Here is an 11621-nt window from a genome sequence, read left to right as displayed (position 1 = left end):
AAAAACCGCCTATATATGAACGACTTGAAAAACAGGCGTCAATCATCCGCCTGTTCATCACCGTCACGACGGCTCATGCCGTACTTGCGCATCTTCTCCACCAGGGTGGTGCGACGAATACGCAGGCGTTCCGCTGCACGCGCCACGATGCCGTTGGCATCGTCCAGCGCCTGCTGAATCAAGCCCTGCTCCAGACCACCGAGGTAGTCTTTGAGGTCCAGGCCTTCCGGCGGCAACATGGCGTTGGCGGTGAAGTCCGGGGTATGACCGTTGATGGCCACTCGCTCTTCAAGATCGCTGCGCAGGCTGTCGACCAGTTGCTCGTCTTCGTCATCGACGTAGCGGAATTTTTTCGGCAGTTCGACCACGCCGATCACTCCGTATGGGTGCATGATCGCCATGCGCTCCACTAGGTTGGCGAGTTCGCGGACGTTGCCCGGCCAGCCGTGGCGGCACAGCGACATGATCGCCGCCGAGTTGAAGCGGATCGAACCGCGCTTCTCGTGCTCCATGCGCGAGATCAACTCGTTCATCAGCAACGGGATGTCTTCGACACGTTCACGCAGTGGCGCCATCTCGATCGGGAACACGTTCAGGCGGTAGTACAAGTCTTCACGGAAGGTGCCGATCTCGATCATGCTTTCGAGATTCTTGTGGGTCGCTGCAATGATGCGCACGTCGACGCTCTGAGTCTTGTTGCTGCCCACGCGCTCGAAGGTGCGCTCCTGCAACACGCGCAGCAACTTGACCTGCATCGGCAGCGGCATATCACCGATTTCGTCGAGGAACAGGGTGCCGCCGTTGGCCAGTTCAAAACGCCCGGCGCGGCTGGTGATCGCCCCGGTGAAGGCGCCCTTTTCGTGGCCGAACAATTCGCTTTCCAGTAACTCGGCCGGGATCGCCCCGCAGTTGACCGGTACGAATGGCCCGTCACGACGCTTGGAGTGGTAGTGCAGGTTGCGCGCGACCACTTCCTTGCCGGTGCCGGACTCGCCGAGGATCAGCACACTGGCGTCAGTGTCGGCCACTTGCTGCATCATCTGACGGACGTGCTGGATCGCCCGACTGGTGCCGACGAGGCTGCGGAAAAGATTGGGTTCGCGATGACGACCGCGCTCGCGGGCCTGGTCATACATCTCGCGATAGACCTGGGCACGGTGCAGCGAGTCGAGCAATTTGCTGTAGCTGGGCGGCATTTCGAGTGTCGAAAGCACTCGGCGACGCTGGTCTTCAGGCAAGTCAACGGAAGAATTATCGCCCATTAACAAAACCGGAAGGAACTCATCCCAGGTTGCGAGTGTCTTTAACAAGCCCGGAAGTGCGCCAGGAGCATTGACCGTCCCGATGAGGACACAGATCACTTCACGACTTGATGACAAAGAGCCGACCGCCTGCTGCCAGTCATGGCTACCGCAGGGTAAATTTTCTTCGCCGAGAAAATTTAGAATCACCGCCAAATCGCGGCGGCGGACGCTATCGTCATCAATCAGCAGAATTTTGGTTTCACGCCACATGCAATAGCAACTTCCCTAGTCAACTCAATGCCCAAATGATGGGGCAAGCTAGACGCTTGCAGACACGTTATGCCTGTAGACGCCTGAAATCTGGAACCAGCCACTAGTTAAGTCAAAAAACCGTGCACAGTCAAATTTATGGCGCACTATGTTCGGATTAACTGAGGATTAATTAACCAAACAGATGGTAAACCTTTGCCGCGCTCTGTGCTTGATGGATCTGCGACATCTCGTCGACTATCGCCTGCCTCTCCCCCGTCGCCGCCTCCAGAAGCTGCTTGTACACCCCCAGCAACTCCTCAAGATTATCGCGCAGAGCAGCTTCGTCCACCGAAGCCTCACTCAAGACGTCTTCCATGCAGGAACGACACGCCAGGTCCAACTCACCAATGGCTTCCCAATTGCGCTCGGCCAATGCACCGACCAGGGCGTCGCGGGTGTGTTCGATACGCTGCAATACAAGACTCATGGTGATCTCCTTAAAACTGCGGACCCGGTGCGGCAATCGCATCCCAACCGTCTTTGACTGTTCGAAGCAAATCAGCGACTTCGTCGAGAATCGCCGGATCAGTCTTGATGTTGGCCTCGGCCAGACGCTTCATCATGTAGGTGTACAGGTTGTCCAGTTCACCCACTGTTTCGACGGAGTTCTCAAGGTCCAGGCCTTCACGCAAACCACCGATGATGCCGATGGCCTTGCCGATCAGTACACCCTTGTTCGGAATGTCTTTGCGCTCCATCGCACCCTTGGCCTGGGCGATACGGTCAAGCCCGCCTTCCATCAGCATCTGAACCAGACGATGCGGGCTGGCTTCGGAAGTTTGCGCTTGAGCGCCAATCTTCTTGTATTGGCGAAGGGCTAACATTGGATTCATGTTGTACCTCATCAAAATTCTGTAGTTCGTCTAACCAGTGTATCGACGACGCGTCAAAAAACTTTAGATTCAAATGCAAAAAGCCCGGAGCGCTTGAAAACGCTGCCGGGCTTTTGGCGTTGTGCGTGTTACGAGTTCTTCTGCTGCGCGTTCATCGCTTCAAACATCGAGGTGATGTTGCTGGCTGTCGCCTTCAACTTGCCAACGAGCGTATCCATATCGTTGTACTTTTTGGTCAATACCGCGGTCAGTGTTTCGACCCGACGATCCAAATTAGCCTGATCAGCGGTCAGCCTGGTTTTGGTCACATTCAGATTGGTGGTGCGAGTATCAAGAATACCGCCCGTATCGGTGTACGGCTTGATCACATTGTTCATGCGCTCAAGCAGACCATTGGTACCGGTAAACAGGGTTTGAACTTCGCCACCGAGCTTCTTGGTATTCATCGCTGCGGTGAACTTGGTGGAGTCGAAGTTCAGTGCACCGGTTTTCTGGTCAGTGGTGATCCCCAACTGCGAGAGCACGGTCAGCTTGTCGCCAGCACCGGTCTGGGACAGCGGACCACGAATGGCGGCCAGCAGCGACCGTGGTAACGGGTCACCGGTCAGCGCAGCAGCGACAGTCGGCTTGCCATCGTCATCCAGGGACGGTTTGGTCAAGGACGTCACAGCATTAGCGATGGCGTTATAGGCGTCAACGAACTTCTGGATCGATGCCTTCAGACCATCGTTGTTGGGAGCGACGTTAACAGTCGATGTACCTGCGCCGGTCAGGGTCAGACTCAGACCGGAGATCGTGTTGGCGATGGTATTGGACTTGCTGGTCATCGCCAGACCATCGACCGAGAACACCGCATCCGCGGCCAGACCACCGATAGCACCCGAAGAGGTTGCGGTCGGTACGTCGGGCATTGGGGCCGTCCCGTCGATTGTCAGGCCGGCGATACCGCTGGCGGAGATATCGGAACCTGCACCGGTCGCGGTAGAACCCAGTACCAGGCGCGAACCGAAACTGTCGGTCACGATGTTGGCGCTCAGGCCACTGGCCTGGTACTGACTATTGATCGAGTCACGCACCGATTGCAGCGTGGCGCCCGCACCTACGGTGACAGGGTAGCTGGTGCCGTTCTGGGTGATGGTCAGCGTGCCTGCCGGGATAGCACTGGTCGCGCCGCCGGCAAAGGCCGCCGAGGCGACTTTCGACGAGGTGGCAAGGCTGGTGACTTTGACCACGTAATTGCCGGCAACAGCCGTGTTACTGGACGTGGAAGTCAGCACTTTGGGGTCGGAAGACGTTGCCGAATAACCCGTGAACTGAGGGGTCGTCGTGCTGCCCAGATCGGTGAGTGCTTTCTGGAACGTGGCCAGCAGCGACTTCAGTGTACCAATCCCGGAAATGCTCGCGGTGTTGGTAGTGGTCCCACGGTCGATCTGACCTTGCTTGGCCGCTTTGTCAGCGTTCACCAAGGCTTTGACGATAGCACCGGTATCAAGGCCAGAGCCTAAACCCGTGCCCGGTAAAATTGGACTTGCCATGTGGAACTCCCTTCAGTGTGTCGCCGGCCTTTTGACCACTACAACGCCCAAAAGAACATAGCAACAAAATTCATGCCAACTGTCAGGCTTTAGCGCTGAACAACAGGCTGCTTGCATCATTCAAACTATTGGCCAGTTTCAGGACTTCTTCGTTGGGGATCTGACGGACCACCTCACCGGATTCACTGGCAATGACTTTCACAACAACCTGACCTGAAGGCTCATCAATCGAGAACTCCAGATTACGTTTAACCGACTGAACGAACTTTTCAATTTCTTGAACAGCCATTTTCAGCTTGTCCTGCTCAGTCTGTGCGCTCTTGCGCACCTCCTTGACGTCGACCACTTTCGCGGGCTCCGCTCGAGGCTTTTCCGCAGGCTTGTCCGCCACCGTGGTTGCGTGCTTCGCCGTCGGATAAGACAAGTTCAGCTTCACGCTCATATCCATGTCCATCACCTCTAAAAGTAAAAAAGCGAGAGGGCACGACCAGCGCACACCCCTCGCCAAAACTCAATCAGCTATTACTGAAGCAGTTTCAGTACAGCGGATGGCAGTTGGTTGGCCTGAGCCAGAATTGCGGTGGAAGCTTGTTGCAGAGTTTGTTGCTTGGTCAGCTGAGCAGTTTCAGCAGCGAAGTCGGTGTCTTGTACGCGACCACGAGCAGCTTCAGCGTTTTCGTTGATGTTCTGCAGGTTGGAGATGGTGCTGGTCAGACGGTTTTGTGCAGCACCGAGGTCAGCACGGGCGGTGTTGATGGTCTGCAGAGCGGCGTCGATACGGGTCAGGGCAGCGGAGAACGAAGCCTGAGCGGTAGCCGAGTTGTTACCAGTGATCTGAGTGGTAGCCGAGTCAACCGACAGGGTTGCAGCGCCGAAACCGGAGGCCAGGGTCAGAGTGATCTGGTTAGCCGAACCAGTGTTGGAACCAACCTGGAAGGTCATGGTGCCAGCAGTACCGTCCAGCAGGTTCTTGCCGTTCAGGTTGGTGGAGTTGGCGATACGAGTGATCTCGTCCGACATTGCCGCGAATTCTTTGTTCAGAGCAACGCGGTCTTGAGTACCGTTCGAGTCGTTTCGAGCTTGTACGGCCAGTTCACGCATACGCTGCAGAATGTTGGTGGTTTCCTGCATCGCGCCTTCAGCGGTCTGAGCGATCGAGATACCGTCGTTGGCGTTTTTGATCGCCATTGTCTGACCGCGGATTTGCGAGGTCATACGAGTGGTGATTTGCAGGCCGGCGGCGTCGTCTTTAGCGCTGTTGATTTTCAGGCCGGAAGACAGACGAGTCATCGAAGTCGACAGAGCGTCGGAGGAGCGGTTCAGGTTCTTCTGAACGCTCAACGATGTGACGTTGGTGTTTACTGTTAAAGCCATGACGAATTCCTCGTTGGTTGGGTACTGCGGCTTCCGGCCCTGGCAACCGCCGGGTATGGCCTAGAGAACCTTCGTAATAGTTATCGTCGCCAATGCAACTTGCTTTAGGGGATTTTCAAAATTATTTGCCATCACGTTGCCACCCCCCGCAAATCAAGGGGTTGGCGACGATCCGACAGCGAAAAAATGACGTCAGGGAAATGTCGGCGACAGGTGGGCGAGGACTCGCCGGCACCGACAGAGGGCAAATTGCTTATATGGACAGCGTGTCATTCAGCAACTGGACCAGTTCATATTCCAGGTAATCGGCCAGTGCGAGCCAGTTCTGCGCTTCCTGACACGCGAACATCTGGCCGAGCACAAATGCCCACTGCTGCTGAGCCTCCTGCGGCTTCGAATCGAACACCGGGTGGACCGCACCGGCCAACTCGATCATCGCCAGCCCGGCTTCGACATCACGCCCCAGACGGAACAAGGCTGCACAGTGCTGCGCATCGGCAACGAAGGTTTCAAGCGCGCTCACGATGCAAACTCCGGATGAAAAACCGTGCCGGCGATCATCGCCCCTGCCCGACTGCTGTTAAAGAAGCGCACCTGCGGATGGCCCGCGATAAAACGCTCCAGCTCACACAAATAGCTGCGGAAGTTGAGCTGCGTCTTGATGCGCTGGCCGTGACCGTCCAGCACCCAGTGCTTGGCGGCGCCCAGTTGCGGCCCCAGATCACCGTCGTTCCAGCCGGCGTGGGTCTTGTCGCCCGGGAAGGCGAAGTCGGCGCCGAACAACGTGATCTGCGCCGCGCCCATTTTCACCGCCAGGTCCGCCGCCGGATGAATCACGCTGCCGCCGACATACAACTCGCCCCTCGGCAATTGCCGACGCAGCTGCTGGTAGATCGGGCTCGCGGAGTAACCGGCATAACGCGGCCCCTGCCAGGCCTCGATCACCGCCGGATCAAGCATGGGCATGTACACCAGCGTGATCTCGGTCGTGCCTTCAGACGGCAGGTGTCGATCCGAAATACGTTGGTCGATGCTGACGACGATGTCGGGCCGTATGCCGTGTTTGAGCAATGGGCGATAAGCCGTATCGACGCAGATGAACAACGGCCGCCCGGCTTCATTGCGAATCGCGCGCAAGGTCGCAAAGTGCTGTTCCAGGCTCGGGCCGGTGGCGATGACAAACACCTCCCTCCCCGGTTGTGAACCGGACAACTCGGCCACGTCGCGATCGGCCTGCACCCATTTGAGACTGACCTGCAAGCGCTCGATAATCTCTGGCGCCTGCGGATCGAACTCACGGTTGTTGAAGGTCAGATGAGTTTCACTGATCAGGCGATCACGGATCTTCGCGTTGAAATCGTCGGCCAGCACCAGCTCGGAGGGCAAGGCAAAAAACGGTAGTTGGATTTCCCCGAGGTCACCGGCATACAGCAGCTCGACCCGAGGATCACCGAGCCACGCCTGCTGATCAAGTAGTTGCAGCACCAAGGAAAACACGGCGCCGTTGAGGATGTGCACGTACAGCCGCTCAAGACCGGCGCGTCGCAACAAATCCATTTGCAGATCACCGAGCCCGGTGCCGTAGACATGCGCCACCGGACTGTCGAGCGGCAAGCTGTTGGCCTGAAGCATGGCCTCGCGACTGCGATCATGGCGGCTGGTCAGCTGAATGCCATTGATGCTCAACGTCGAACCCAGGCCTTCCACCAGATCAGCCTGCAACAGGCTCGTGTCTTCGACCAGCAAACGCACAGCCAACGCCGGCCAGCGCTGCTGGATGACGTCGACGTTGTGCTCAAAGAACTCGCTCATGGCGCCTCGCTTTTGGTTCGGGCAAAAAAATAGCGCTCAAGATTACACCTTGAGCGCTATTTTTGTGTCTGGCTTTCGTTGACTAAAACACCGGATTCAAGGGCGATAAAGGATCGCCGAGCCCCAGGACAGGCCAACACCGAAACCGCTCAACGCGACGCGCTTCCAGTCGGAGTCCAGCACGTGTTTTTCCAACAGCAGCGGAATGCTCGAAGACACGGTGTTACCGGTCTCGACCATGTCCTTGATGAACTTCTCCGGCTCGCCTTCGAAGCGACGCGCCACGGCGTCGACAATCGCTGCGCTGCCCTGGTGAATGCAGAAGGCGTCGATGTCATCAGCGGTCAGTTGCGAGTCGGCCAGCAACTCATGCAAATGCGCCGGGACTTTGAGCAGGGCAAAGTTGAACACCTGGCGACCGTTCATGTAGAACACGCCGTCGGTGACTTTCAGGTGCGGTGCACCGGAACCGTCGGTGCCGAATTTGGCTTTGCCCAGCTGCCACGGCGCGTTTTCACCCATCCAGGTCGCGGTGGCGGCGTCACCGAAGAGCATGGTGGTGTTGCGGTCTTCCGGGTCGACGATCTTCGAATACGGGTCGGCGGTGATCAGCAAGCCATTCTTCAGGCCGGCGGCTTCCATGAAGCCCTTGATCGCGTAGATGCCATAGACGTAGCCGGAGCAGCCCAGGGAAATATCGAACGCGGCCACGGTGGTCGGCAGGCCGAGCTTGTCCTGAACGATGGCTGCGGTGTGGGGCAGGCCTTCTTCGTCGCCGTTCTGGGTGACGACGATCAGCACATCGATGGATTCACGTTTCAGATCGGGGTTGTTGGCGAACAGCGCATTGGCTGCTTCGACACACAGGTCCGAAGTTTCCTGCCCGGCGTCTTTGCGCGGCAGGAAGGCCGAACCGATTTTGCCCAGGATGAACTCTTCATCCTTTTCGAATTTTGCACCTTGTGCGTAATTGTCCACGCCGGCTACAGGAACGTAGCTCGCAATGCTTTTTATGCCAATCATTACGGCTTCCCAATAATAAACAGCCCAATACCACCGCTCGTAATGATTCGAGGGGCGCCGACAAACAGTGAAAAACGTCGCCCCATCGAGGCGGCAGCGGGAAGAAATAAAAGGCCATCACTGGGCTGAAAACAGACCAGGCGCCACCTCCCCGATTAATACAATACAGTGAAGATGCGCGTTATGACCCGCAGGTCACGCTATTTTGCCGAAACAGAGCTGCAAGGCGTTATTCGACCAACGACCAGTCCAGCGCGGTTCCACGCTTGATGGCATGGCGGGCGCGGCGGCCCAGAAGGGTTTCAGCGTGTTTGGGTGCCAGCCCCAGGCCAGGACGGATGGCCCGCAGATTGGCGACGGTAAACGGCTCGCCGGCCGCCATGTCCTGCGTGACATAGAGCGAGCGTCGGTACACCAGGGACTTGCGCTCGGCTTCGGTCACCCCGTAATGCACCTGACCCATGGCCTGCCAGGCACGCTCGGTTTCGATCACCAGGCTTTCGAGTTCGGCCGGCTCCAGGGAGAAACTGGCGTCCACGCCACCGGCCGAACGGTCAAGGGTGAAGTGTTTTTCCACTACCGTCGCGCCCAGCGCCACCGCCGCTACGGACACGCCGACACCCATGGAGTGATCGGACAGGCCGACCTGGCAGCCAAACAATTCGCGCAAATGAGGAATGGTCCGCACGTTGCTGTTGGCCGGTGTCGCCGGATAAGTGCTGGTGCATTTGAGCAGCACCAAATCCTTGCACCCCGCCTCACGGGCCGCGCGTACGGTTTCGTCGAGCTCGGCGATGCTGGCCATGCCGGTGGAGATGATCAAGGGCTTGCCGGTGGCTGCGACCCGGCGAATCAGCGGCAGATCGGTGTTTTCGAAACTGGCGATCTTGTAGGCCGGCACATCGAGGCTTTCGAGGAAGTCGACAGCACTGTCATCGAAGGGCGTGGAGAACGCCAGCATGCCCAGCTCTTTGGCTCGGGCGAAAATCGGCGCATGCCACTCCCACGGTGTATGCGCTTTCTCGTACAACGCAAACAACGAGGTCCCGGCCCACAGACTGTTGGGGTCCTTGATGAAGAACTCGCCTTCGGACAGGTTCAGGGTCATGGTGTCGGCGGTGTAGGTTTGCAGCTTCAAGGCATGCGCGCCGGCCCTGGCTGCGGCTTCGACGATTTGCAAAGCCATGTCCAGCGACTGGTTATGGTTGCCACTCATCTCGGCGATGATGAATGGCGGCGCGTCGGTACCGATCATGCGGTCGCCAATCTTGAAGCTAGTCATTTCTGTGATCCTTCAATACGCGCGTGAACGCGCAAGCACTCTGAGTGAAACCGGCTTCGCGAAAGACCTTCAGCGACGGCTGGTTGGCTGGCAAAACCTGGGCGGTGATGGCGATCAATTGCGGCCAGTGGGCCGTGACGAACGCCTCGCCGCGGGCCAGCAACGCCCTGCCCCAGCCCAGGCCCATGCGATCTTCGAACAGATAAATCGAGACTTCCGCTGTAAAGCCACGCAAGTCATAACGCAACACGCCCACAGGACCGTCATCAGCTTCGGCGATCAACAGCAAGCGTTGCGCATTGTTCAAACTGGCGGTCAGCCAGTTTTGATGCGACGACCATTCAATCGCACCGGTCTCCAGCGACCAGCGTCGTACCGCCTCGGCATTGCGTCCGTCGAACAGTAGCCGGGCATCGACGAGGGTTGCAGCACGGATCTGCAACACCGCACCGGCCAAGGCGGCCGCTACCCGTTGCGCGCCTCGGCCATCAACCAATTGCCGTGAACGGTCGGCCAGGCTCTGACGTATTCCCTGATTGCCCGCGACAAAACCGATCGCCTGACGCAACTGTTCGACGCTGACCTGCTCACGAGCCCCCAAAAAAACATGGGCACCCGAAGCCGCCATCACCTCGCCGTTGGCTTGCTGATTGTTCGAGACCGCAATGCAAATCGTCGGCAACCCCATGGCCGCCCGCTCCCAACTGGTGCCGCCACCGGCACCGACAAACAGGTCGGCCTCGGTCATCAGCCGGTAGAAGTCGCTGACAAAACGGTGCAAGCGCCAGTTCGGACGATCCGCCGCCATGGCCGCCATCGTGTCCCAGGCCGGGTTGTCGGCACCGGCCACGAAATCGACTTCCAGCGCGTCGAAATCCGCCATCGCCAGCATCGCGTGATGAGTCTGCATCGCCGCATCGAAGCCGCCGAAATTCACCAGGATCCGTTTGGCCTGGGGCTTGATCAGAATCGCCGGGCAGCAGAATTCGTCGCGCAGCATCGCGAAACGTGGACCGAACAATGTCTGGCAACCTGGCGCGAGCAGCGATTCATAAGCCTCTGGCGTGCCGGACAGGTTCTGGTTGAGCAGCAGATCGACGGCGTACTGGCGAGTAGCAAGGTCATCCACCGCAGCAATCCGAGGCGCCCAGCGCCGGGCCGCCGTCTGCCAGTGATGGTCGAGACCATAGTGGTCGACGACGATCCAGTCGAACGCCGGCTGGTTTTCCAGCGCGTGCGCGAGCGCGTCGATGTCTGCCTGCCACGGCAGCATGGATTCGATCGCTTGCTGCGGGTCTTCATCCAGATAACGCGCCGGCAGAGCGAAGGTTTCAAAGCCTTCGGCCGCCAGCGCGTCCAGACGATGCCCCGGCAGCAGCCGGCAAGCAAAGGCCACGTGCGAGCCCTGCTTGCGCAAGGTTCTGGCCAGAGGCAACAAGCGAGCGATATGCCCGCTGCCAATGGTCGGCGACGCGTCGGAACGAATCAGCACTCTCATTGCAGTTCACCGCCGGCCTTCAGCGCGGCGTAAAGGTATTCAGCGCGCTTCCAGTCTTCGGGAGTGTCGATGTCCTGCACCAGATGCCGCGGCAGAATCACCGGCAGGCTCGCCGGGGAGAACAACACATCGCCACGCAACCAGGCCTCGCGACGCCCCCAATAGAACTGCCCCGCATCTTGAAAGGCTTCAGCCAGATCCTGAGAGCGGGTGTTGCGAAATTCCGGGTACAGCGACGTCAGCGCACCGTGCTCGTCGAGGGTCAAGGCACGCTGCACGGGAAAGCCGAAACCGGCCACGGAAAATGCGAAGGATTTATCGGGATGCTGCTCCAGCAATTCAAATCCCTGACGCAGATACCGCGCCTGCAAAAGCGGTGCGGTCGCGTAGATACAACAGGCATAGTCGAACGCCGGAAGCTCATTCAAGGCATGCACCATCACCGCCGCCGTTCCCGTGAATTCATCGGCCAATGTTGCTGGACGCATGAACGGCACCTGAGCGCCATGCGCGCGCGCGACCCCGGCGATTTCATCATCGTCGGTGCTGACGATCACTTGGTCGAACAGCTGCGAATCCAGTGCCGTACGGATCGAACGAACGATCATCGGCACGCCGTCGAACGGCTTAAGGTTCTTGCGCGGTATGCGCTTGCTGCCGCCCCGGGCCGGAATGATGGCGATGCAACTCACAGCCAACTCTCCGTTG

At 58.5% G+C, this 11621-nt stretch carries 12 protein-coding genes; all 12 read right to left on the bottom strand.

Annotation, left to right across the window (positions count from 1 at the left end):
* Nucleotides 1-38 precede the first annotated feature (38 nt).
* Nucleotides 39-1514, bottom strand: coding sequence for a sigma-54 dependent transcriptional regulator (locus ACA053_RS07820; RefSeq protein WP_109628578.1), 1476 nt, complete (start codon nucleotides 1512-1514; stop codon nucleotides 39-41).
* A 172-nt stretch (nucleotides 1515-1686) separates the two neighbouring features.
* Nucleotides 1687-1983: a flagellar protein FliT gene (gene fliT, locus ACA053_RS07815; protein ID WP_109628577.1), complete on the bottom strand. Its 297-nt coding sequence runs from the start codon at nucleotides 1981-1983 to the stop codon at nucleotides 1687-1689.
* 10 nt (nucleotides 1984-1993) lie between these two features.
* Nucleotides 1994-2389: a flagellar export chaperone FliS gene (gene fliS / locus ACA053_RS07810; RefSeq protein ID WP_094471224.1), complete on the bottom strand. Its 396-nt coding sequence runs from the start codon at nucleotides 2387-2389 to the stop codon at nucleotides 1994-1996.
* Between the two features lie 128 nt (nucleotides 2390-2517).
* Nucleotides 2518-3924: a flagellar filament capping protein FliD gene (gene fliD / locus ACA053_RS07805; RefSeq protein WP_497394913.1), complete on the bottom strand. Its 1407-nt coding sequence runs from the start codon at nucleotides 3922-3924 to the stop codon at nucleotides 2518-2520.
* An 82-nt stretch (nucleotides 3925-4006) separates the two neighbouring features.
* On the bottom strand, nucleotides 4007-4372 hold the full coding sequence (locus tag ACA053_RS07800) for a flagellar protein FlaG (RefSeq protein WP_497309185.1): 366 nt from the start codon (nucleotides 4370-4372) through the stop codon (nucleotides 4007-4009).
* A gap of 74 nt (nucleotides 4373-4446) precedes the next feature.
* Nucleotides 4447-5298, bottom strand: a complete 852-nt coding sequence (locus tag ACA053_RS07795) for a flagellin domain-containing protein (protein ID WP_497316430.1) — start codon at nucleotides 5296-5298, stop codon at nucleotides 4447-4449.
* Nucleotides 5299-5551: 253 nt separating this feature from the next.
* Nucleotides 5552-5821, bottom strand: coding sequence for a hypothetical protein (locus tag ACA053_RS07790; protein WP_497316428.1), 270 nt, complete (start codon nucleotides 5819-5821; stop codon nucleotides 5552-5554).
* Nucleotides 5818-7110: a motility associated factor glycosyltransferase family protein gene (locus tag ACA053_RS07785; protein ID WP_497394911.1), complete on the bottom strand. Its 1293-nt coding sequence runs from the start codon at nucleotides 7108-7110 to the stop codon at nucleotides 5818-5820. Before ACA053_RS07785 ends, ACA053_RS07790 begins: the two co-directional genes overlap by 4 nt.
* 96 nt (nucleotides 7111-7206) lie before the next feature.
* Entirely contained in the window at nucleotides 7207-8133 is a 927-nt protein-coding gene (locus ACA053_RS07780) for a ketoacyl-ACP synthase III (protein ID WP_497316424.1), read from the bottom strand.
* 229 nt (nucleotides 8134-8362) lie between these two features.
* Nucleotides 8363-9415, bottom strand: coding sequence for a pseudaminic acid synthase (pseI, locus tag ACA053_RS07775; RefSeq protein WP_497394909.1), 1053 nt, complete (start codon nucleotides 9413-9415; stop codon nucleotides 8363-8365).
* A complete protein-coding gene (gene pseG, locus ACA053_RS07770; RefSeq protein WP_497394907.1) occupies nucleotides 9408-10913 on the bottom strand; it encodes a UDP-2,4-diacetamido-2,4,6-trideoxy-beta-L-altropyranose hydrolase in 1506 nt (501 codons plus the stop codon). The genes pseI and pseG overlap by 8 nt, the downstream gene beginning before the upstream one ends.
* Nucleotides 10910-11605 (bottom strand): pseudaminic acid cytidylyltransferase, encoded by a 696-nt coding sequence (gene pseF, locus ACA053_RS07765; RefSeq protein WP_497316418.1) that lies wholly within the window; start codon nucleotides 11603-11605, stop codon nucleotides 10910-10912. Before pseF ends, pseG begins: the two co-directional genes overlap by 4 nt.
* Nucleotides 11606-11621: the final 16 nt, after the last annotated feature.

This window comes from Pseudomonas sp. LBUM1672 (genome assembly GCF_059695655.1).
This window is presented reverse-complemented; position numbering and strand designations above follow the sequence as displayed.

Coding starts and splice junctions, on each gene's coding strand:
- ACA053_RS07795 (WP_497316430.1), bottom strand. CDS start 5,298: ATGGCTTTAACAGTAAACACCAACGTCACATCGTTGAGCGTTCAGAAG.
- ACA053_RS07820 (WP_109628578.1), bottom strand. CDS start 1,514: ATGTGGCGTGAAACCAAAATTCTGCTGATTGATGACGATAGCGTCCGC.
- ACA053_RS07800 (WP_497309185.1), bottom strand. CDS start 4,372: ATGGATATGAGCGTGAAGCTGAACTTGTCTTATCCGACGGCGAAGCAC.
- pseG (WP_497394907.1), bottom strand. CDS start 10,913: ATGAGAGTGCTGATTCGTTCCGACGCGTCGCCGACCATTGGCAGCGGG.
- pseI (WP_497394909.1), bottom strand. CDS start 9,415: ATGACTAGCTTCAAGATTGGCGACCGCATGATCGGTACCGACGCGCCG.
- fliD (WP_497394913.1), bottom strand. CDS start 3,924: ATGGCAAGTCCAATTTTACCGGGCACGGGTTTAGGCTCTGGCCTTGAT.
- fliS (WP_094471224.1), bottom strand. CDS start 2,389: ATGAATCCAATGTTAGCCCTTCGCCAATACAAGAAGATTGGCGCTCAA.
- ACA053_RS07785 (WP_497394911.1), bottom strand. CDS start 7,110: ATGAGCGAGTTCTTTGAGCACAACGTCGACGTCATCCAGCAGCGCTGG.
- fliT (WP_109628577.1), bottom strand. CDS start 1,983: ATGAGTCTTGTATTGCAGCGTATCGAACACACCCGCGACGCCCTGGTC.
- ACA053_RS07780 (WP_497316424.1), bottom strand. CDS start 8,133: ATGATTGGCATAAAAAGCATTGCGAGCTACGTTCCTGTAGCCGGCGTG.